A 19,165-nucleotide genomic window follows, 5' to 3' on the forward strand; every position below is an offset into this window, starting at 1 on the left:
CGGCCGCGGGACAGTATTTCAAGCTTTGGTTGCGGTTTTGCGACTGCGGCGGTTCAGCGCGGCGTGCCTCTATCAGCCGGCTGAGAGTGGCCTTTTGATAGTCTTCAACAGCGCGCGCTGGATGAGTTCGTTGCCGGCGACGAGTGAACCGGCGTTCAGCACATCCTGTCCCCCGGCGAAATCGGAGACGAAACCGCCCGCCTCGCGGATCAGCAAAATGCCGGCGGCGACATCCCAGGCCGACAGGCCGGTTTCCCAGAACCCGTCCATGCGGCCGGCGGCGACGTAGGCGAGATCGAGCGAGGCGGAGCCGAGACGGCGGACGCCAGAGACCTCGGCCATGACATTGCGCAACTCGATGAGGAAATTGCCGTGCTGGCCACGCCCGAGATGCGGCATGCCGCAGCCGATCACCGCATCGACCAGCTTGGTGCGGCCGGCGACGCGCAGCCGGCGGTCGTTCATGAAAGCGCCGCCGCCGCGCTCGGCGGTATAGAGCTCATCCATCGCCGGATTGTAGACGACGCCGGCGACGATCTGGCCCTGGCGCTCCAGCGCGATCGAAACGGCAAAGAGCGGAATGCCGTGCAGGAAATTGGTGGTGCCGTCGAGCGGGTCGACGATCCAGCGGTGCTGGCCGTCGTCGCCCTCGATCACGCCGCGTTCCTCCATCAGGAAGGCGTAGCCGGGCCGCGCCTTGGAGAGTTCGGCAAAGACGATGTCTTCGGCCTTGCGGTCGGCCTGGCTGACATAGTCGCCCGGCCCCTTCATCGAGACCTGCAGGTTCTGCACTTCGCCGAAGTCACGCGACAGCGAGCGGCCGGCCTTCATTGCGGCCTGGACCATGACATTGAGGATCGCGGAACGCGCCATTGCTGTTCTTCCTGTCGCTGCGCCTATTTGCCTTGACGCATGATCTTTATCCAAAAAGTCTGCAACTCTTTGGGATCACGCCTTAGTCGGCGCGGCGCACGTAAGTGATTTCGTTGGTATCAACGATGATGCGCTCGCCCGAGCCGATGAACGGCGGCACCAGCACGCGGATGCCGTTTTCGAGTATCGCCGGCTTGTAGGACGAGGCTGCCGTCTGGCCCCTAACCACCGGGTCGGCCTCGGTGATGGTCAGCGTCACCTGGTCGGGCAGCGAAATGCCGATCGGCCTTTCGTCATAGAGCTGGACCGTCACCATCATGCCGTCCTGCAGGAAGGCGGCGCGATCGCCGACGAACTCCTTTTGCAATTCGAGCTGCTCGTAGCTTTCGGTGTCCATGAACACCAGCGCGTCGCCCTGCTCGTAGAGGAAGGAAAAATCCTTCAGATCGAGCCGGATCTGCTCGACCGTCTCGGCCGAACGGAAGCGCTCGTTGAGCTTGGTGCCGTTGATCAGGTTCTTGAGTTCGACCTGGTTGTAGGCGCCGCCCTTGCCGGGCTTGACGGTGTTGGTCCTGACCGCCACCCAAAGGCCGCCATCATGCTCGATGACGTTGCCGGGACGGATTTCGTTGCCATTGATCTTGGCCATGGTGAGGTGATCCGGAAATGAGATGATCGCCGCAAAGGGCAATTTGGCGCCTCCAAGACCACAAATCGCCAGCAGAGGCAAGGAGCGCCTTCCGATGAAGCGGGAACGAAGCTGGCCCGGCAGCGCGGCGTGGCGGCCTCAGTCCGTCCTGACAGTCGCGGTGACGGCCTCGGTCACCGCGTCGGCGACCTCTCTCAAAAGATGCAGGTGCGGCGAACGCAGGACGACAATTCGCAGCGACAGCTCGAGGCCGGGAGCGTCGACCAGGGCAATGCCCTCAGGCAGCTTTTCCCGCAGCAGCCGCCTGGGCAGCAGGCCAAGGCCTTGGCCTCGACGAACCCAGTCGATCTGCAGCGCGCTGTCCTGAATCTCGGCGCCGACCATCAACCTGTGGCCGCCCTCGGCCAGGGCAGCCGCCAGCCGCCGGCGCGCGTCGCAAGGCTCAGGGCTGAGGATCCAGGGCATGGTCTTGACGTCGGCTTGCCGGACAGTGCTTTCGGCAGCGATGACGCCGAGGGCCTCGGTTCCGACAACGCCGTCGCCAGCTTTGGAATTGCTGGCGTCCAGGATGACGGCGAGGTCAAGCTGTCCGCGCTTGTGCTGGTCGGCCAGCTCAAGGCTCCAGCCGCTCTTCAGACGCAGCGAGACCTTCGGAAACCGCGCCACGGCATCACCAATGGCGGCGGCCACGGCTTTGTCGCAAAGTCCATGCGCGAGGCCGAGCCGCAGCAGGCCCCCCGGCTCGTCGCCCTTGGCGAATGATCTCAGCGCGTCGACGGCGGCGAGAATGTCCTTGCCGCGTGCCAGCACCTCTACGCCGGCCGGGGTCAGTCGCGACGGCTTTAGCCGGCGGTCGAGCAATTCCGTGCCGAGCATCTCCTCCAGCCGCTGGATCTGGCGGGTGACGGCCGGCTGCGTCAATGGCAGGCGTTGCGCCACCTTCTGAATCGAACCCTCCTCGGCAAAGAGCGCCAGTGTTTTCAGTTCTTCAAGCACGACACACCCGAACATGTCAGAGAAGCATAATTATCCTGAACATTATGAATTTGAAATCCGATGGATGGCAAGCGATTTTCCTCCGGCAGGACCCAGCTGGAAAGGAACGACGATGAAGGCGATCGAATTGCAGAGCCCGGGCGGCCTCGAGAACCTTAGAATGGTCGAGCGGCCGATGCCTGAGCCAGGGCGCCAGGAGATGATTGTGAAGGTCAAGGCGACGGCGCTGAAGTACCGCGATGCCGAGATCGTCCGCGGCAGCTATCACACGAAGTTTGCATTGCCGCTGGTGCCGCTGTCGGACGGCGTCGGCGAAGTCGTTGCCATCGGCGCCGAGGTCAGCCGGTTCAAGATCGGCGACCGGGTCTGCGGCACGTTCTGGCAACGCTGGGTCGGCGGCAGTTTCGCGATGGCCGAGCCCTCCTATCAACGCGGCGGCCCGATCGACGGGCTGCTCAGCGAATTTGCCCGGCTCGACGAACAGGCGGCGGTGCTGGCGCCGGCCAATCTGAGCGACCCCGAAGCGGCGACGCTGCCATGCGCCGGCGTGACGGCATGGCACGCGCTGTTTACGGAGGGCAGCGTCAAACCCGGCGACACCGTGCTTTGCCTCGGCACCGGCGGCGTTTCGCTGTTTGCGGTGCAGTTCGCCGCCGCTGCCGGCGCGCGCGTCATCGTGACGTCGAGCAGCGACGAGAAACTTGCGCGGGCGAGGCAACTTGGCGCGCAGGACGGCGTGAACTATCGCAGCGTCCCCGACTGGGCATCGGCCGTGCTGGGATTGACGGATGGCCGCGGCGCCGACCATATCATCGAGGTTGGCGGACCGCAGAGTTTTGCACAATCGCTGAGGGCAGCGGCGCGCAGCGCCCAGATCAACGTCATCGGCTATCTCGGCGGCAGTGACGGCGCCATCAACCCGCTCGACATCTTCCGCCGGCAGGTCCGGGCGCGAGGCATACCGGTCGGCTCACGCGAATCCTTCGAGGCGATGAACCGCGCCATTGTCGTCAACCGGTTGAGACCGGTGATCGACCGGGTCGTGCCATGGAGCCGGGCCGCCGAAGCCTTTCGGTACCTTGAACACGGCTCGCCCTTCGGCAAGGTCGTGCTCGATCATACGCAATGAGCCCGCCTGACGAGCCCGGTGCGATGAGTCGCGAGACCGCGGTCAGGGCAGGCGGTTGGCCCGTTGCAGCGCCTGCTGCGTCTGCTCGTCGGTCAGGCCCTGCAGGAAATCGTCCATCTCTTGGTCGATCAGCCCGGCGCGGCGGGCGACAACATACCAGGCACCGGCGAGGATCAGATCCGGGTCGGTGCCGATGCCGTTCATGTAGAGCTTGGCGAGACGGTTCTGGGCGGCGACATTGCCGCCCTCGGCGGCCTGCTTCATCCAGTTGAAGCCGGATTTCAGGTCGCGGGCCCCCCCGCGCCCCTCGATCATCCAGGTTGCGAGATCGATCTGTGCGGTGTCGTAGTTCTGCCGCGCGGCCTGTGCCAGCAGGCCGCGGGCGCGGACATCGTCGCGCGGCTTGCCGCCGGCGCCATTGGCGTAGACCTGTGCCATCGCATATTGTGCGTCGGCAAGCCCGGTCGCGGCAGCGCGCTCGTAATAGGATACGGCTTTGGCAATACCGGCATCGCCGGGCTCCTGTTCGACCATCAGCTGCGCAAAATTGAACTGCGCCAGGCGGTTGCCGGCCTCGGCGGCGGCCTGCATCAGCGCATAGGCCTCCTTCTCGTCCTTTTTGACGTAGCGGCCGTCGAGCAGCATCAGCGCATACTGGAATTGCGATTCCGGGACGCCCTGCTCGGCGGCAAGCGCATACCACTTCGCCGCCCCTGCCGCGTCGACCGGCACGCCGAGGCCGCGCGACAATATCTCGGCCACCAGCGTCTGTGCTGCCGGATCGCCGTTTTGAGCGCGGGAGAGCGCAAGGTTGTAGGCCGTCTTGTAGAGCCCGCGCTGAAAGGCGCCGTAGGCAGCATCGGACGGCTTTGCGCCGAAGCGGTCGGGGTTGATGGTGTCGGCCGACGGCAACGGCGTGGTGGTGGCGGGCTGCGGCAATTGTGCGGCGATCGGCTTGTCGGCAGGTTCGCTGGAATCCGGCCTGGGCTGCGGCAGCGGAACGGGTTCCGCCGCTATCGCCTGCGTCACGGCCGTTGCAAGAAAGGCGCTGAAAAGGATTTTCCGCGAGAGCACGTCAGTCCTCGAAGCGCGGCGCGGTTTCGTCGAGCAGCGCGTTGGCGGCGGCGACCGCCATCTTCGGATCGACGCCGTCGGCGAAAACGGCGCTGGACAGTGCCACGAATTCAGCGCCGGTGGCGGCGACCGCTTCCACCGAGGCAAGATCCGATCCGGCCATGACGATGCAGGGGATCTGGATGACGTCCGCCCACCATTGCCCGAGCGACAGGTTGCGGGGGTGCGGCTCAGGCTTGTTGTCGTAACCGAAACGGCCGAAGAAAATGTAATCAGGCCTGACCTCGCCGAGTTCCAGCGCATCGTCGCGGGTCTTGGCGCCGCCGGTGCCGACCATCATCCTGGCCTGGAAGTGTTCGATCGTTTCGGCGAGCTCGTCCTTGCCGACCTCGACATGAATGCCGTCGGCCTGGACGCGGCCGGCGATGCGGGTGTCGCCGGCAATGATGACGGCAATGCCGGCCGCTTGCGCCACCGGCACGATCTGTTCGGCAAAGGCTTGGAAAGAGGCCTCGTCCATACCGTTTTCCGGCAGGATAAGCGAGGCGACGTCACCGCCGTCGAAGGCCGCGGCGATGCGCTCGGCCGGCACGTTCGGCGGCGCGATCAGCACGATGCGGCAGCGGTTGGGCGGCGTTGCGTCATTCATTGGTGTTCGGTCCCGGTTATCGCCTATGCCGGGCGAAGATGGTTGCATTGCGGCATAGAGCAAAGTGCGGGAGTTGAACAGGCGGCAGGGGGATCACGTTTGCCGTCAACGATTTTATGGGGCTCGGCGCATGGCTGCCGTTGGCCGAAATTCTCCCCGCCGGTCGCTTGCGGCCCCTACGCAGGCACCTTCGATTTCCACAGCGACCAGCCGAGATTCATGCCGGCGGCGGCGACCAGGATGGCGGCGGCGCCGACGATCTGCGCCGGCTGCAGCCGATGGCCGAAGGCGACGACATCGACGAGGATGGCGACGACGGGATAGATGAAGGACAGCGATCCCTGCAGATGCGTCGGCAGCTTCTGGATGGCACCGTACATGAGGATGTACATCAGGCCGGTATGGACGATGCCGAGTGTCGCCAGCATGACCCAGCTCCGCGCATCGGCGGGAAGGTGGGTGAGATTGGCGAAGGGTGCCAGCATGAGAACGCCGACGCAGACCTGGATCAGGGCGATCAGGTGCGGCGGCGTGCCTTTGAGCTTCTTGGTGACGATAGCCGCAACGGCCCAGAAGAAAGCCGCGGCCAGCGCCATCGCAATGCCGGTAAAGTAATCCGTACCATGATCGCCTGCATCGGGCGCGGCCTGCACGATCAGCAGCATGCCGGCAAAGGCGATGCCGAGCCAGGTCAGCTTGGTCACCGTCAGCCGTTCGGAGAAGAAGAGCGCGCCAAAACCTACCAGCATGAAGGGCTGCGTGTTGTAAACGGCCGTGGCGATCGAGATCGACGCGCGGGAAAACGCGCTGAACAGCAACAGCCAGTTGATAACGATGGCAGCACCGCCGAGAGCCGCGATCGCGACGATGCGAAGCGACAGCCTGCCACGCAGCAGTCCCAGCGCCGCGCAGATGATCAGCAGCGTTACCGCCCCGAAAGCACAGCGCCAGAACACCACGTCCATGATGGGCTGGCCGGAAAGGACGACGAACCAGCCGATCGTGCCGAGGATCGCCATCGCCGCCGTCATTTCGATCGTGCCGCGTACCGTGTTGTCCATGGATGCTCCTTAAACCCGTTGAGATTTTATAATCTCACGGCGGATCGGGTCTTTCCATGACTTCTAGCCGGTGATATGCATGATGAACCTCATTAAATTAGGTAAACATCGGATTTTTCTTGGAATTGTAAAATGCTGGACGAGCTCGACAGAAAGCTCCTCGATATCCTGGTCAAGGATTCACGGACCTCGCTGAAGGAACTGGCGCTGCAGGTCGGGCTGTCGTCACCAAGCGTTTCGGAGCGGCTTCGACGGCTTGAGGATCGCGGCGTCATCCGCGCGTTCACCATCGACATCGATCCGCAGGCGCTCGGCTACGCCTTGCAGGCGATCGTTCGCATCCGGCCATTGCCGGGCAAGCTGCACATCGTCCAGAAGCTGATCGAGGAAATCCCGGAATTCGGCGAATGCGACAAGGTGACGGGCGATGACTGCTTCGTTGCCCGGCTGTTCGTCCGCTCGATCGGCGAGCTCGACGGGATTCTCGACCGCATCGCCGACAAGGCCGAAACCAGCACCGCCATCATCAAGGCGCAGCCGATCCGGAGGCGCCCGCCGCCGCTCGACATGCCAAACATGTGACGGGTTCCGGTGGCGTGGCCCACATATTTGCGGTCGCGGTCTGGCCATTTCTGGTCTATTTCAGAGTTCAACCTTCCCTCCAGCGTCCCTTCCCCATGTCAGGCCTGCTCGTCGATCCCTGGTTCTATGCCGCGGCTATTCCGGCCGTCATCCTCGTCGGCCTGTCGAAAGGCGGCTTCGGCGGCGCCGTCGGCTTTGTCGGCGTGCCGTTGATGGCGCTGACCATGCCGCCGGTTCAGGCTGCCGCAATCCTTCTGCCAATTCTGTGCCTGATGGACATTGTCTCGGTGTGGACATGGTGGGGCATCTTCGACCGCAAGATGCTGGCCGACATGATGCCGGGCGCCGTGATCGGCATCGCCCTTGGCTGGCTGACGGCGGCACTTGTAACCGAAGAGATGGTGCGGCTGATCGTCGGCGCGGTTGCCCTGATCTTCGTGCTGCGCTGGCTCTATTTGCAACTCCGCCACGGTGCCGGCCACGCGGCGGAGCCCAACCGCGTCGCCGCCGGCTTCTGGGGTACTGTTGCCGGGTTCACCAGCTTCGTCGCCCATGTCGGCGGCCCGCCTTTTCAGGTCTATGCGCTGCCCATCAGGCTCGATCCAAAGGTGCTGTCGGGCACCGCGGCGATCTTCTTCGCCGTCACCAACGCGCTGAAGCTCATCCCTTATTTCGCGCTCGGCCAGTTCGATACCACCAATTTGACGGCGTCGGCGGTGCTGATGCCACTGGCGCCGCTGTCGACAATCGCCGGTGCCTGGCTGGTGCGGCGGATGCGGCCGGAGCTGTTCTATCCCTTCACCTATGCGACCGTGGCGGTCGTCGCGGTCAAGCTTCTGTGGGACGGCATCGCCGGCCTCCTGTAAGACGGCGGCCCCATTCGGCCGCCGCCGGATTCCTTACACCTCAGGCGGCACTCGGCAGCAGCTGCTGCGTCCTGCCAAGCGCGAGCGCGGCGCCGGTTGCCAGTACGAACGCCATGCAGCCCAGAATGGTGATGTCGTGCAGCGTCGGCTTCAGCACCATGTCCGCGATGATCACCAGCATCACCGAATAGTCGAAGCGCGCGGCGCTGAGGACGCGCTGGCCCTGGGCAAGCACTGCCGGCGTCACGCCATCCTTGGCGATCATGCCTGCCATGCGGTCGGCAGTCGGCTTGAAGATGAACATGCCGATGCAGAAGGTCGTCGCATAACCGGCAAGGCCGATCAGCACCCACAGATCGGAAAAGCCGACCCAGAAGCCGCACATGATGAGGCCGAAAAGCAATGTCAGCATCGACATCGGCGCGAAGAACCGGTTGCCGAGCTCGCCGGTAGCGCGCATCGCCTGCAGCATGCCTTCGACGTTTCCAGCGCGGTCGGCGCGTACCGCGAGCAGCATCAGCGTGAAGCCGCCGCCAACCCAGAGGATCGCCGAGACGATGTGCAGAAATTTAACGGCCGAGTACCAGTCCATTATTCGCTCCTTGAGAGATTTGATGATTTGCCGGAGCGCAAGGTTTGCTCCGCCTCGTTGCGAGGAGCGGGCGTTTACCGCGGCGCCTGTTTCGGAACGATGTCGCGCGGCGAGCGGATCTGTTTCGGTATGTCGGTCACGATCTGGAGGAAACATGGCGCAAGCGCGTCGCCCGACTTTCCAGGCGGTGGTGTGAACGGCGCCGTGGCCAGTCAGCTGTGTTGTTACGGCACAGATGCTGGGCGCTTGATCGAAAAATATGCCCCGCGTTAAGGCTTCGTTAAGCTTTACAGGCGTTTACTATGTCCATCCAGTGATCTGGATTCTTACCGAGTGGTTGGAGCCACTTTGTTTGACGCCTCCCTGTTAAACTCCTGAGAGCCGCCTTATCCGCGGCTCTTTTTTTGTCCGCCGGCATGGGCGTCCTTCCGGCTAAATGCGGCCGTTAACCGTTTGTTAAACATGTGCTTGCCTTCGCTGGCAGCGAAGCGCATTTTCAAGCTTCAGTCGTTTAGGCTGCCGGATATGGCGGCCAAGAGCCGAATCGGCCGGCTGTCAGGCAAGTGCAGGGGCGTAGCGATGAACGAGCCTTCGAAGGCGAGCGCGAAAACCATCAAGCTGGCGGAGCGCCGGGTTTTCTCCCAATCCTTCAAGCCGCTCTATCAGGAAGGCATGGGCCTGGTCGAGCAGGCGGCCGAATATCTCGACGGCAAGGGCCGCGCCGAGGCCAAGAAGCTGTCGAGGCTGGCGGCGACGCTTTATGCGGCCGAATCGATGCGGCTGACCACCAGGCTGATGCAGGTCGCGTCGTGGCTGCTTTTGCAGCGGGCGGCGAATTCCGGCGAGATGACCCGCGATCAGGTGGCCTCAGAAAAATCCAAGGTGCGTCTCGACACTGCCTCGGCGCATGACGAGGCGCCCGGCTGGGCCGAGCTGCCGAAGGATTTCATCGACCTCGTCAACCGTTCGCTGCGGCTGCAGGCGCTGGTGCGCCGGATGGACGAGGAGATCTATGGCGGCCTTGCCGAGGTGCCGCCGTCGAGCCGTCGCCTCAATCCGGTCTCCGACCAGATCACGCTGCTCAACACGGCTTTCGCCCGCGGCTGAGAGACCGTTTCATAATTCTACTCCGGCGGCCATCTAGACTAACCGCGAAGGGATGGGCTCGCGATCATCAGGCGGGGAGAATCACGCAGCAGCAGGCGCGATCCGACCTCCACGATAGACCTGATCGCTGGGAGCAGCTCCTGCCCCAATGACGTCAGCTCATACTCCACGGTCGGCGGCGATGTCGGCATCACGTGGCGTGCGAGGACGCCACGCTCCTCGAGATCGCGCAACCTGGCGGTCAGCACCTTCGCCGAAATGGCTGGGATATCGCGGCGCAATTCGGAGAACCGGCGCGGGCCGTCGCTCAAGGACCAGAGCACCTCGGGTGTCCAGCACCCGCCAAGCAGCGCCATGCACCTCGACATGGGGCAGCCGGGAAGCGCCTTCACCTTCGTTCGCATCCTGAGGACCATCGCGCATCTTCCATGAGAGTTTCCAGTTGGTTACCGGAAAATGATGGTAACTACAAGATACGTGGTTTCCGAGGGTAACGAGAGCCGCTATCTGAGGCTCTCAATCCATCCAACCACGAAATGGACAGAACGATGTACGCAATAACTGGAGCAACAGGACAGCTTGGCCGTCTCGTGATCGACGCACTGCTGAAGACAGTTCCGGCCAGCCGGATCGTTGCGGCGGTTCGTGATCCGGCAAAGGCCCGCGATCTTGTCCAACGCGGCGTAGTCGTGCGGGAGGCGGACTATAATCGTCCCGACACGCTCCCGATGGCGCTGGCCGGCATCGATAGACTGCTGCTGATTTCCTCGACCGAAGTCAGCGGCCGCTTGCCGCAGCATCGGTCAGTGATCAAGGCCGCCCAACGGGTGGGGGTTTCGCTGATCGCTTACACAAGCATGCTGCATGCGGACACGTCTCCCGCGAGGCTCGCGGTCGAACATCGGCAGACGGAGGAGGTCATCGCGGCCTCCGGCCTACCCGCCGTCATCCTGCGCAACGGCTGGTACACCGAGAACCATCTGATGGCGCTCCCGGCGGCTCTGGAGCACGGCGCCTTCATCGGCGCCGCAAATGAGGGGCGCTTCTCGTCCGCGGCGCGGCAGGATTATGCCGAGGCCGCGGCCGTGGTGCTGACGAGCGAGGATCAAGCAGGGAGGACTTACGAGCTCGCCGCGGACCAAGCCTTCACGCTCGCCGAGCTTGCGGCGAAGGTCTCGCGGCAATCGGGCAAGGCGATCGCCTACAACGATCTTGCCGGGGCGGCCTATGAGGGCGTGTTGACAGGCGCCGGGCTGCCCGCCGATCTCGCCGCTATCCTGGCCGATGCCGACATTGCAGCCTCACGCGGAGCGTTGTTCGATGACGGCGGCGCCATGAGCCGGCTGATCGGTCGACCGACAACGCCACTGGAGAGCGTCGTTGCGGCAGCATTGCGCGGTTGAAACCGAGACGGCTGTCACATCCGCCAAAGGATCAGAGGACCGTCTGTCGCTCGCGCCAACAGTTATTCAAACGACTAGACTAGCGCAGCTTTCTGCGCTTCCGGTGCTCGCGTACTTATGTACGCTCCGCTCCGGTTCTCGAAAACCACGCTATCTGTCTCGCCAGAGCGAATTCTCAAACATTCTCTAAACCAGACTCGGTTGCTGTTTCTGGTTTGTTCACATTTCGCTGGCATCGCTGCTCGCCGGGGTTAAAGTTGACGGATGGGGGAAGCGATTCGCATCATTGGCATCGATCCGGGGCTGAGGCGCACCGGCTGGGGCATAGTCGAAAGCCTCGGCAATTCGCTGCGCTTCGTCGCTTCCGGCACGGTGCGGTCCGACGACAAGGCCGCCCTGGCGGTGCGTCTTTGCCAGTTGTATGACGGGCTCGCCGAGGTCCTGCATGCCGCGATGCCGCAGGAGGCGGCGGTCGAGCAAACTTTCGTCAACAAGGACGCCGCAGCGACGCTGAAACTCGGCCAGGCACGCGGCATCGCCATGCTGGTGCCGGCGCGTGCCGGCCTTGTCGTTGCCGAATATGCGCCAAACGCCGTCAAGAAGGCGGTGATCGGCGTCGGCCATGGCGACAAAAAGCAGATCCACATGATGGTCAAGGTGCTGATGCCGAAGGCGACGTTCGACAGCGATGACGCCGCCGACGCGCTGGCCATCGCCATCTGTCACGCGCATCACCGGCAGAGCATCGCCTACAGGATGGTGGCGCTGGCCGGATAAGGTTGTTCTTGACTTGTTCTCCAGTGGGCAATAAGTAATACCAACGAGGTATTACCATGCGCGTTACCACCAAGGGCCAAGTGACCATCCCGAAGGAAATACGGGATCATCTGGGTATCGGCCCGGGCTCGGAGGTGGAGTTCGTCCCCACCGAGGACGGGGCTCGTGTTATTGCGGTCGACGAAAACATGTCGGAGGAGGAAGCCTCGCGCAGATTCAGCCAGATGCTCGGCCGTATGGCCGGTACGCTGGATCTGGGAGGCATGACGGCGAACGAATATATGGAATGGCTGAGGGGCCCACGTGAAGATCTCGACATTGATTGACACAAATGTCCTGATCGACGTTTGGGGTCCTGCCGGACGGGAGACGAAATGGTCGGCATCCGCGATTACCGCATGCCGGCGCGACGGCGCACTCGTAATCAATGCAATCGTCTGGTCCGAGCTCGCGCCGTTGATTGCGACCGAACAGGCCCTTCGCCAAGCAGTCGACATGCTCAAGATGGATCGCGAATTCCTGCCGTGGGAAGCAGCCTTCCTCGCTGGTCTCACGCACTCGCGCTATCGCCGCGCCGGCGGCATTGGCGAACGAACGCTGCCGGATTTCTTTATCGGCGCCCATGCGGTTGTCGCTGGGCATCGGCTGCTGACGCGCGATGCCGCGCGCTATCGCAGCTATTTCCCGGACCTCGATATCATCTCTCCGGAAACCCACCCGGCATGATCGGCAAGCTCAAATGATCGGCAAGCTAAAAGGCACGCTGGACGAGATCGACGAGGATTTCTGCATCGTCGACGTGCATGGCGTCGGCTACGTCGCCTATTGCTCGGCGCGCACGCTTGCGGCGTTGCCGCCGCCCGGCGAGGCGGTGGTCCTGTTCATCGAGACCTATGTGCGCGAGGACATGCTGCGGCTCTATGGGTTCCAGTCGGTGCTGGAGCGCGAATGGTTCCGGCTGTTGATGAACAATGTGCAAGGCGTCGGCGCCAAGGTGGCGCTGGCCATCCTATCGACGCTGGCGCCGGCCGATCTCGCCAATGCGATTGCGTTGCGCGATATCGCCATGGTCAGCCGTGCGCCGGGCGTCGGCAAGAAGGTGGCCGAGCGCATCGTCACCGAATTGAAGAACAAGGCGCCGGCCTATGCGGGCACTGCCTCCGGCACCATCGGCCTGAAGCAGGAGCTCGGCGAGGGCGTCGCCTCGGCGCCGATCACCGACGCCGTCTCGGCGCTGGTCAATCTCGGCTATTCGCGCGACACCGCCGCCAATGCGGTGGCGGCGGCGCTGAAGACGGCAGGCGAAGAGGCGGACGCCTCGAAGCTGATCCGCTTCGGGCTGAAGGAGCTGGCACGCTGAGACGTTGCCCGACAAATAAATTCCGACTAGGAACAAGAGCATGGTCGGATATGCAAGCTTGACCTCCAGGGGGCAGCTTACGATTCCAAAGAAAGTCCGGAACGAGTTGTCGCTCAAGTCAGGCGATACTGTTGCGGGGACGGTCGTGGATGGTCTCCTGATAGGAACGCCGCGCAATCTCGAATTTGCCGACGTCGCTGGATTTCTAGGCGATCCACCTGACGGGCCTGCTGCGCTGGAACAGATCGACGCGGTGGTAAGAGATGCAGTGGGCCGCCATGTTGTTGGCAAGGAGCACGGCGACGAACGAGAGGATGCCGGGTGACGTTGATCGGTATCGATACAAACTTTTTCTTTCGGGCGGTATGCGCATGAGCCTTTCGCCACGCCTCATTGCTCCCGACAGACGCGGCGAGGACGCCGAGCAGACCTTGCGGCCGCAGACGCTCGGCGACTTCGTCGGCCAGGCGGCGGTGCGAGCCAATCTCAAAGTGTTCATCGAGGCCGCCAAGGGCCGCAGTGAAGCGCTCGACCATGTGCTGTTCGTCGGCCCGCCCGGCCTCGGCAAGACGACGCTGGCGCAGATCATGGCGCGCGAGCTCGGCGTCAATTTTCGCTCGACCTCGGGTCCGGTCATCGCCAAGGCCGGTGATCTGGCGGCGCTGCTCACCAACCTCGAAGACCGCGACGTGCTGTTCATCGACGAGATCCACCGGCTCAACCCGGCGGTCGAGGAAATCCTCTATCCGGCGATGGAGGATTTCCAGCTCGACCTGATCATCGGCGAGGGGCCGGCGGCGCGCTCGGTCAAGATCGACCTTGCCCGCTTTACGCTTGTCGCCGCCACCACCCGGCTCGGCCTGTTGACCAACCCGCTGCGCGACCGGTTCGGCATTCCGGTGCGGCTCAATTTCTACTCGGTCGAGGAACTCGAGCAGATCGTGCGGCGTGGCGCCCGCATCCTTGCCATGTCGCTCGGCGACGACGGTGCCTTGGAGATCGCCCGGCGGGCGCGCGGCACGCCGCGCATCGCCGGCCGGCTGTTGCGCCGGGTGCGCGACTTCGCCAGCGTTGCCGGCGACGGTCATGTCGACCGCAAGGTCGCCGACGAGGCGCTGACGCGGCTGGAGGTCGACGGGCTCGGCCTCGACGCGCTCGACCGCCGTTATCTGTCGATGATCGCCCGGAATTTCGGCGGCGGGCCGGTCGGCATCGAGACAATCGCTGCCGGGCTTTCCGAGCCACGCGATGCCATCGAGGACATCATCGAACCCTTTCTGATCCAGCAAGGCTTCATCATGCGTACCCCGCGCGGCCGCGTGCTGGCGGCCAATGCCTGGCGGCATCTCGGCCTCGACGCGCCAAAGGACCTGGCGCAGCAGCAGATCAGCCTGTTCCAGGAAGAACCCTAAGTTCCGCTGCTTATGGCTTCGGTGCTGGCAGTCCCCGGCCCAGCCCTCCAGGTCTTGATCATCGCCGGTCTATGCGCAAAACAGGTGTTGCTTGAAACAGGGCCTGTCGGGCCAAAAGGACAGCGCAATGGACGATCACGGTGAATCGGCATTGTCCGCCGGACTTTCCGGCGCGCTGACGGAATTCGGCCATCGATTGATGGCGCGGGTCTATTATGCCGACACCGATTTTTCCGGCGTCGTCTACCACGCGCGCTATCTCGAATTCTTCGAGCGCGGCCGTACCGACTATCTGCGGCTGGCGGGCGTCCACCACACCGAGCTTGCCGATGGCAAGCATGGCGAGAAAATAGTCTGGGTGGTGCGGCGCATGGAGATCGATTTCCGCGGTTCGGCCCGCATGGATGACATCCTGACCATCGATACGCGCACCGAAGACATTTCCGGCGCCCGCATCGTCATGGCGCAGCAGTTGAAACGCGGCAGCGAAGTGCTGGTCGAGGCGCGGGTCGAAGCGGCGATCGTCGGCGAGAACGGCCGGCCGCGGCGCTTTCCCAAGGATTGGGTGGCAGCCTTCATGCCCGGAACGCGCAAATAAGAGTTCAGAGGCGGAAGATCCGGAGCTCCCGGTCGAGGCGAGGATCGCCGGGCTGGTCGTCGGGGCGCGGCAATGCGCCGCGCTGTACGTCCTAACCCATCCTTAACCATAACGGTCCATGAAGGGATTGGTTAAGATTGGAAGAATCCAAGCGCCTTCCTTTCACCAATATTTGCCCCGAAAAGGCCGCCAACGGTGCATTTGGGGTTATTCCGCAAGCTTAACGCGAACGGACCACAAGGGATGCCCATGGGCCAGCCGCCAGCCACGCCCCGAAAATCTTTAAGGACGTAACATGGAAAACATCGCTCTCGCCGAACCGGGCGCGCATTTATCGATTTGGGCCTTGTTCATGCAGGCCGGTTGGGTGGTCAAGCTGGTCATGATCGGGCTGCTTGGTGCCTCGATCTGGACCTGGGCGATCATCGTCGACAAGCTCGTCGCCTATGCCCGCATGCGGCTGGCGCTCAACCGCTTCGAACAGGTGTTCTGGTCGGGGCAGTCGCTGGAAGAGCTTTACCGCACGCTCGCCGACCGCAAGACGACCGGCATGAGCGCGATCTTCGTCGCCGCCATGCGCGAATGGAAGAAGAGCTTCGAGAAGGGCGCAAAATCGCCGCTCGGCCTGCAGACCCGCATCGACAAGGCTATGGATCTGGCGCTGACCCGCGAGATGGAAAAGCTGGAAGGGCGGCTCGGCTTCCTCGCCACCACCGGCTCGGCGGCGCCCTTCATCGGCCTGTTCGGCACCGTGATCGGCATCATGACCTCGTTCCAGGCGATCGCCGCTTCGAAGAACACCAGCCTGTCGGTGGTCGCGCCCGGCATCGCCGAAGCGCTGCTGGCGACGGCCATCGGCCTGCTCGCCGCCATCCCCGCCGTCATCGCCTACAACAAGCTGTCGTCCGACGCGAGCAAGATCGCCGTCCGCATGGAAGGGTTCGCGGATGAGTTCTCCGCCATACTCTCGCGCCAAATCGATGAAAAAGTCGCGCAGAAGGCCTGAGGAACGATCATGGGAATGTCTGTAGGCGCGGGTGGCGGAGGACGCGGTGGTCGAGGCCACAGGCGGCGCGGCCGCCATCACGCGATGATATCGGAAATCAATGTCACGCCGATGGTCGACGTGATGCTGGTGCTGCTGATCATCTTCATGGTCGCCGCACCCATGTTGACGGTCGGCGTGCCGGTCACCCTGCCGGAGACGAAGGCCAAGGCGATGAACGCCGATACCCAGCCGATCACGATTACGATCGACGGCACAGGCAAGATCTTCGTACAGGAGACCGAAATCCCGCAGGAGGAGCTGATCGCCAAGCTGAAGGCGATTTCTAAGACCGGCTACGAAGAGCGCATTTACGTCAAGGGCGACAAGACCACCAATTATGGCGACGCGATGGTGGTGATGGGTCTCATCCAGGACGCAGGCTACAAGAACCTCGGCCTGATTACACTGCCGAAACAGGATCAATAAACGCGAGATGAGGACCGGCCTCACCACATCGGTGATCTTGCATACGGTGGCGATCGCCTTCGGGCTGTTCACGCTGTCGGCGCCGGCTGCGCTTCCGTCGTCCGATGTCGAGTCGGTCGCAGTCGACATTGTGCCGATGGAGGCCGTCTCGCAGGTTTTGCAGGGCGACAAGAAGGCCGTGATGCACGAAAAGCCGGCGCCGCTGCCGACACAGCGTCCCGACATCGTACCCGATGCCCAGAAAGTCGGAGAAAACAGCATCGATACCGACAAGCCGCCGACGCCTGAGGCCAAGCCCAAGCCGGTCGATATGACGGCGGCTCCGCCACCCGCGCCGACGCCGGTCGAAAAGCCCAAGGCCGAGGACGTGCCGAAGCCGAAGGAAGAGCCGAAGCCTATTCCTGCTACGGAGGTGGCGCCGGTGCCGCAGCCGAAGGAAGAGGTCAAGCCCGAACCTGTCAAGCAGACCGAGCCCAAGCCGACGCCGGCCAAGGAGCCGACGCCCACGCCGCCGCAGGACAAGACTGCCGCGATCGATCCGCAGCCCGAGGTCAAGCCGGATGCCGTCGCCGAGGCGATTGCCAAGCAACCGCCAACCGAGGAGGCGCAGCTTCCCGACTCGGCGCCGGCACCCGAGGCTCGGCCAAAGCCGCAGCCGGCCCAGGCCGAGAGCGCGAAGGCACCGGAGCGCAAGGACGCCGACAAGCCGGTCAAGGAAGCCTCATCCAGGCCGAAATCGGACGACAAGCAATTCAACGCCGACGAGATTTCGGCTCTGCTTGACAAGCGGAAGCCGTCCGGCGGCGGCGCCAAGCGCTCGACCCAGCAGGCATCGCTCGGCGGCGAGAAGGATCAGGGCCAGAAGCTTTCGAAATCGGAGCAGGGGGCATTGGAGGCCCAGCTTGGTGGTTGCTGGACGCTTCCGGCAGGGCTCGAGGGTTCGGAGAATTTCGTCGTCGTGGTCCGGTTTAATCTGGACGCCTCCGGCAAGCTGGATGGCCGGCCGAGCGTTGAAAAGTCGAGCGGAAACCGCCCGTTTGACGAAAGTGCAGTGCGCGCGGTTCAGAAATGCGATGTGGCCGGCTTGCAGGTTCCGGCGGGCAAGCAAGACATCTGGTCCGACGTTCGGGTCACTTTTGACCCCAGGGAGATGCTCGGTCTTTAGGCCTGGCGCTCACAGAATCAGCGAAAGAAGCGAGAAGACATGAAATCCATCCTCAAGCCGCTCCTGACGATCGCAGCGATGGCGCTGGGTATGACCGTTGCTGTCACCCTGCCGGCGCGGGCGCTCGTTGAGCTCAACGTCAATAAGGGCAATGTCGAGCCGTTGCCGATCGCCATCACGGACTTCCAGGGCGGCGATGCGCTCGGCGCCGAGATTTCTGGCATCGTCAGTGCCGACCTGAAACGCTCCGGCCTGTTCGCGCCGATCGACAAAAGCGCTTTCATCGAAAAGATCTCGAACCCGGATGCCACGCCGCGCTTCGAAGACTGGAAGGTGATCAATGCGCAGGCGCTGGTCACCGGCAGTGTCGGCAAGGAGGCTGACGGCCGCATTCGCGCGCAGTATCGGTTGTGGGACACGTTTGCCGGCCAGCAGATGTCGGGCGAGCAGTTCTTCGCCAACGACGCCAATACCAGGCGCGTCGCCCATATCATCGCCGATGCGATCTACGAGCGGCTAACCGGCGAGAAGGGCTATTTCGACACGCGCGTCGTCTTCATCGACGAGTCCGGTGCCAAGAATGCGCGCAAGAAGCGGCTAGCCATCATGGACCAGGACGGCGCCAACGTCCGCTATCTCTCGAACGGCAAATCGATCGTGCTGACGCCGCGCTTCTCGCCGAACCGGCAGGAAATCACCTACATGTCCTACGAGAGCGGCCAGCCGCGGGTGTATCTTTTGCAGATCGAGACGGGGCAGCGCGAGCTGGTCGGCAATTTCCCCGGCATGACGTTTGCGCCGCGCTTTTCGCCGGACGGCCAGAAGGTGATCATGAGCCTGCTGCGCGATGACGGCAATTCCAACATCTTCGCCATGGATCTGAGAAGCCGCTCGACAACCAGGCTCACCAACTCGACCGCCATCGACACCTCACCATCCTACTCGCCTGACGGCAGCAAGGTGGTGTTCACCTCGGATCGCGGCGGCCGCGCGCAGATCTACGTGATGGGCGCCGACGGCTCGGGCCAGACCCGCATCTCGTTCGGCGACGGCGTCTATTCGACGCCGGTGTGGTCGCCGCGCGGCGATCTCATCGCCTTTACCAAGCAGACCGGCGGCGAATTCCAGATCGGCGTCATGCGCACCGACGGTTCGGGTGAGCGCATCCTGTCCACCGGCTTTCAGCAGGAGGGGCCGACCTGGGCGCCCAACGGCCGGGTGCTGATGTTCTTCCGCGATTCCAATGGTGGACCAAAACTTGTTTCGGTCGATCTCACCGGCCGCAACGAACAGTCGATCCCGACGGCGAACTTCGCCTCGGATCCGGCCTGGTCGCCGCTGCTGGAGTGATGGAAGAAGAAGAAGGAATTGAAGAACTGAGGAATTGAAGAGTTGAAG

The 19,165-nt window shown here is 63.4% G+C and carries 24 protein-coding genes; 16 read left to right on the forward strand and 8 right to left on the reverse strand.

The features are described from left to right. Positions 1–72 precede the first annotated feature (72 nt). The 3 genes from NKH99_RS14035 to NKH99_RS14045 form a co-directional block, all read right to left on the reverse strand. Positions 73–873 carry an inositol monophosphatase family protein gene (locus NKH99_RS14035; RefSeq protein WP_023678017.1) on the reverse strand — a complete coding sequence of 267 codons (801 nt, stop codon included), beginning with the start codon at positions 871–873 and terminating at the stop codon, positions 73–75. 82 nt (positions 874–955) lie between these two features. Continuing rightward, positions 956–1,522 carry an elongation factor P gene (efp, locus tag NKH99_RS14040; protein WP_023678016.1) on the reverse strand — a complete coding sequence of 189 codons (567 nt, stop codon included), beginning with the start codon at positions 1,520–1,522 and terminating at the stop codon, positions 956–958. A 138-nt stretch (positions 1,523–1,660) separates the two neighbouring features. Next, a complete protein-coding gene (locus NKH99_RS14045; RefSeq protein ID WP_353014414.1) occupies positions 1,661–2,533 on the reverse strand; it encodes a LysR family transcriptional regulator in 873 nt (290 codons plus the stop codon). A 97-nt stretch (positions 2,534–2,630) separates the two neighbouring features. Between NKH99_RS14045 and NKH99_RS14050 the strand changes: the two genes are divergently transcribed. Beyond that, positions 2,631–3,647, forward strand: coding sequence for a zinc-dependent alcohol dehydrogenase family protein (locus NKH99_RS14050; protein WP_353014415.1), 1,017 nt, complete (start codon positions 2,631–2,633; stop codon positions 3,645–3,647). A 42-nt stretch (positions 3,648–3,689) separates the two neighbouring features. On the opposite strand, the gene NKH99_RS14055 is transcribed toward NKH99_RS14050, so the two are convergent. The 3 genes from NKH99_RS14055 to NKH99_RS14065 all read right to left on the reverse strand — a co-directional run bounded on the left by NKH99_RS14055 (position 3,690) and on the right by NKH99_RS14065 (position 6,431). Continuing rightward, positions 3,690–4,721, reverse strand: coding sequence for a tetratricopeptide repeat protein (locus tag NKH99_RS14055; RefSeq protein ID WP_352450838.1), 1,032 nt, complete (start codon positions 4,719–4,721; stop codon positions 3,690–3,692). A gap of 1 nt (position 4,722) precedes the next feature. Beyond that, positions 4,723–5,370: a thiamine phosphate synthase gene (locus NKH99_RS14060; protein WP_352450837.1), complete on the reverse strand. Its 648-nt coding sequence runs from the start codon at positions 5,368–5,370 to the stop codon at positions 4,723–4,725. A 176-nt stretch (positions 5,371–5,546) separates the two neighbouring features. Continuing rightward, the gene (locus NKH99_RS14065; protein WP_352742977.1) at positions 5,547–6,431 is read right to left on the reverse strand and encodes a DMT family transporter; all 885 of its coding nucleotides are present in this window, start codon (positions 6,429–6,431) and stop codon (positions 5,547–5,549) included. A gap of 132 nt (positions 6,432–6,563) precedes the next feature. Here NKH99_RS14065 and NKH99_RS14070 point away from each other — a divergent pair, with 132 nt between their 5' ends. After that, the gene (locus NKH99_RS14070; protein ID WP_023678010.1) at positions 6,564–7,013 is read left to right on the forward strand and encodes an Lrp/AsnC family transcriptional regulator; all 450 of its coding nucleotides are present in this window, start codon (positions 6,564–6,566) and stop codon (positions 7,011–7,013) included. Positions 7,014–7,108: 95 nt separating this feature from the next. Beyond that, complete coding sequence (locus NKH99_RS14075; RefSeq protein WP_352450835.1) at positions 7,109–7,879, forward strand: sulfite exporter TauE/SafE family protein; 771 nt, start codon at positions 7,109–7,111, stop codon at positions 7,877–7,879. A 40-nt stretch (positions 7,880–7,919) separates the two neighbouring features. On the opposite strand, the gene NKH99_RS14080 is transcribed toward NKH99_RS14075, so the two are convergent. Beyond that, entirely contained in the window at positions 7,920–8,471 is a 552-nt protein-coding gene (locus tag NKH99_RS14080; protein WP_353014416.1) for a DUF2269 family protein, read from the reverse strand. Positions 8,472–9,050: 579 nt separating this feature from the next. On the opposite strand from NKH99_RS14080, the gene rcdA reads away from it, so the two are divergent. Beyond that, positions 9,051–9,578, forward strand: a complete 528-nt coding sequence (gene rcdA, locus NKH99_RS14085; protein ID WP_352450833.1) for a protease adaptor protein RcdA — start codon at positions 9,051–9,053, stop codon at positions 9,576–9,578. 38 nt (positions 9,579–9,616) lie between these two features. Here rcdA and NKH99_RS14090 read toward each other — a convergent pair whose 3' ends face one another. Further along, positions 9,617–9,934, reverse strand: coding sequence for a winged helix-turn-helix transcriptional regulator (locus NKH99_RS14090; RefSeq protein WP_352450832.1), 318 nt, complete (start codon positions 9,932–9,934; stop codon positions 9,617–9,619). A 192-nt stretch (positions 9,935–10,126) separates the two neighbouring features. Between NKH99_RS14090 and NKH99_RS14095 the strand changes: the two genes are divergently transcribed. From NKH99_RS14095 to tolB, 12 genes are all read left to right on the forward strand, one after another. After that, positions 10,127–10,981, forward strand: a complete 855-nt coding sequence (locus NKH99_RS14095) for an SDR family oxidoreductase (protein ID WP_352450831.1) — start codon at positions 10,127–10,129, stop codon at positions 10,979–10,981. Between the two features lie 264 nt (positions 10,982–11,245). Beyond that, positions 11,246–11,758 carry a crossover junction endodeoxyribonuclease RuvC gene (ruvC, locus tag NKH99_RS14100; RefSeq protein ID WP_352737791.1) on the forward strand — a complete coding sequence of 171 codons (513 nt, stop codon included), beginning with the start codon at positions 11,246–11,248 and terminating at the stop codon, positions 11,756–11,758. 56 nt (positions 11,759–11,814) lie between these two features. Beyond that, a complete protein-coding gene (locus tag NKH99_RS14105) occupies positions 11,815–12,084 on the forward strand; it encodes an AbrB/MazE/SpoVT family DNA-binding domain-containing protein (protein WP_352471202.1) in 270 nt (89 codons plus the stop codon). Beyond that, positions 12,062–12,484: a type II toxin-antitoxin system VapC family toxin gene (locus NKH99_RS14110; protein ID WP_352767618.1), complete on the forward strand. Its 423-nt coding sequence runs from the start codon at positions 12,062–12,064 to the stop codon at positions 12,482–12,484. The genes NKH99_RS14105 and NKH99_RS14110 overlap by 23 nt, the downstream gene beginning before the upstream one ends. A 13-nt stretch (positions 12,485–12,497) precedes the next feature. Then, positions 12,498–13,118 (forward strand): Holliday junction branch migration protein RuvA, encoded by a 621-nt coding sequence (ruvA, locus tag NKH99_RS14115; protein WP_352522865.1) that lies wholly within the window; start codon positions 12,498–12,500, stop codon positions 13,116–13,118. A 40-nt stretch (positions 13,119–13,158) separates the two neighbouring features. Further along, positions 13,159–13,443, forward strand: a complete 285-nt coding sequence (locus NKH99_RS14120; RefSeq protein ID WP_353014417.1) for an AbrB/MazE/SpoVT family DNA-binding domain-containing protein — start codon at positions 13,159–13,161, stop codon at positions 13,441–13,443. 46 nt (positions 13,444–13,489) lie between these two features. Beyond that, complete coding sequence (gene ruvB / locus NKH99_RS14125; RefSeq protein ID WP_353014418.1) at positions 13,490–14,530, forward strand: Holliday junction branch migration DNA helicase RuvB; 1,041 nt, start codon at positions 13,490–13,492, stop codon at positions 14,528–14,530. Positions 14,531–14,657: 127 nt separating this feature from the next. After that, on the forward strand, positions 14,658–15,128 hold the full coding sequence (gene ybgC / locus NKH99_RS14130) for a tol-pal system-associated acyl-CoA thioesterase (protein ID WP_353014419.1): 471 nt from the start codon (positions 14,658–14,660) through the stop codon (positions 15,126–15,128). A gap of 295 nt (positions 15,129–15,423) precedes the next feature. Next, positions 15,424–16,134 (forward strand): protein TolQ, encoded by a 711-nt coding sequence (gene tolQ, locus NKH99_RS14135; RefSeq protein WP_023677997.1) that lies wholly within the window; start codon positions 15,424–15,426, stop codon positions 16,132–16,134. A gap of 9 nt (positions 16,135–16,143) precedes the next feature. After that, a complete protein-coding gene (gene tolR / locus NKH99_RS14140; RefSeq protein WP_023677996.1) occupies positions 16,144–16,602 on the forward strand; it encodes a protein TolR in 459 nt (152 codons plus the stop codon). A 7-nt stretch (positions 16,603–16,609) separates the two neighbouring features. After that, the gene (tolA, locus tag NKH99_RS14145; protein ID WP_353014420.1) at positions 16,610–17,767 is read left to right on the forward strand and encodes a cell envelope integrity protein TolA; all 1,158 of its coding nucleotides are present in this window, start codon (positions 16,610–16,612) and stop codon (positions 17,765–17,767) included. 78 nt (positions 17,768–17,845) lie between these two features. Beyond that, complete coding sequence (tolB, locus tag NKH99_RS14150) at positions 17,846–19,117, forward strand: Tol-Pal system beta propeller repeat protein TolB (RefSeq protein ID WP_245274748.1); 1,272 nt, start codon at positions 17,846–17,848, stop codon at positions 19,115–19,117. Positions 19,118–19,165 lie beyond the last annotated feature (48 nt).

This window comes from Mesorhizobium sp. M0854 (assembly GCF_040319815.1).
Lineage (GTDB): Bacteria > Pseudomonadota > Alphaproteobacteria > Rhizobiales > Rhizobiaceae > Mesorhizobium.

Bases quoted from the DNA above. Each gene is read 5' to 3' on its own strand.
- NKH99_RS14035 (WP_023678017.1), bottom strand. From the start codon at position 873: ATGGCGCGTTCCGCGATCCTCAATGTCATGGTCCAGGCCGCAATGAAG.
- efp (WP_023678016.1), bottom strand. From the start codon at position 1,522: ATGGCCAAGATCAATGGCAACGAAATCCGTCCCGGCAACGTCATCGAG.
- NKH99_RS14045 (WP_353014414.1), bottom strand. From the start codon at position 2,533: ATGTTCGGGTGTGTCGTGCTTGAAGAACTGAAAACACTGGCGCTCTTT.
- NKH99_RS14050 (WP_353014415.1), top strand. From the start codon at position 2,631: ATGAAGGCGATCGAATTGCAGAGCCCGGGCGGCCTCGAGAACCTTAGA.
- NKH99_RS14060 (WP_352450837.1), bottom strand. From the start codon at position 5,370: ATGAATGACGCAACGCCGCCCAACCGCTGCCGCATCGTGCTGATCGCG.
- NKH99_RS14065 (WP_352742977.1), bottom strand. From the start codon at position 6,431: ATGGACAACACGGTACGCGGCACGATCGAAATGACGGCGGCGATGGCG.
- NKH99_RS14070 (WP_023678010.1), top strand. From the start codon at position 6,564: ATGCTGGACGAGCTCGACAGAAAGCTCCTCGATATCCTGGTCAAGGAT.
- NKH99_RS14075 (WP_352450835.1), top strand. From the start codon at position 7,109: ATGTCAGGCCTGCTCGTCGATCCCTGGTTCTATGCCGCGGCTATTCCG.
- NKH99_RS14080 (WP_353014416.1), bottom strand. From the start codon at position 8,471: ATGGACTGGTACTCGGCCGTTAAATTTCTGCACATCGTCTCGGCGATC.
- rcdA (WP_352450833.1), top strand. From the start codon at position 9,051: ATGAACGAGCCTTCGAAGGCGAGCGCGAAAACCATCAAGCTGGCGGAG.
- NKH99_RS14090 (WP_352450832.1), bottom strand. From the start codon at position 9,934: ATGGCGCTGCTTGGCGGGTGCTGGACACCCGAGGTGCTCTGGTCCTTG.
- NKH99_RS14095 (WP_352450831.1), top strand. From the start codon at position 10,127: ATGTACGCAATAACTGGAGCAACAGGACAGCTTGGCCGTCTCGTGATC.
- ruvC (WP_352737791.1), top strand. From the start codon at position 11,246: ATGGGGGAAGCGATTCGCATCATTGGCATCGATCCGGGGCTGAGGCGC.
- NKH99_RS14105 (WP_352471202.1), top strand. From the start codon at position 11,815: ATGCGCGTTACCACCAAGGGCCAAGTGACCATCCCGAAGGAAATACGG.
- ruvA (WP_352522865.1), top strand. From the start codon at position 12,498: ATGATCGGCAAGCTAAAAGGCACGCTGGACGAGATCGACGAGGATTTC.
- NKH99_RS14120 (WP_353014417.1), top strand. From the start codon at position 13,159: ATGGTCGGATATGCAAGCTTGACCTCCAGGGGGCAGCTTACGATTCCA.
- ruvB (WP_353014418.1), top strand. From the start codon at position 13,490: ATGAGCCTTTCGCCACGCCTCATTGCTCCCGACAGACGCGGCGAGGAC.
- ybgC (WP_353014419.1), top strand. From the start codon at position 14,658: ATGGACGATCACGGTGAATCGGCATTGTCCGCCGGACTTTCCGGCGCG.
- tolQ (WP_023677997.1), top strand. From the start codon at position 15,424: ATGGAAAACATCGCTCTCGCCGAACCGGGCGCGCATTTATCGATTTGG.
- tolR (WP_023677996.1), top strand. From the start codon at position 16,144: ATGGGAATGTCTGTAGGCGCGGGTGGCGGAGGACGCGGTGGTCGAGGC.
- tolA (WP_353014420.1), top strand. From the start codon at position 16,610: ATGAGGACCGGCCTCACCACATCGGTGATCTTGCATACGGTGGCGATC.
- tolB (WP_245274748.1), top strand. From the start codon at position 17,846: ATGGCGCTGGGTATGACCGTTGCTGTCACCCTGCCGGCGCGGGCGCTC.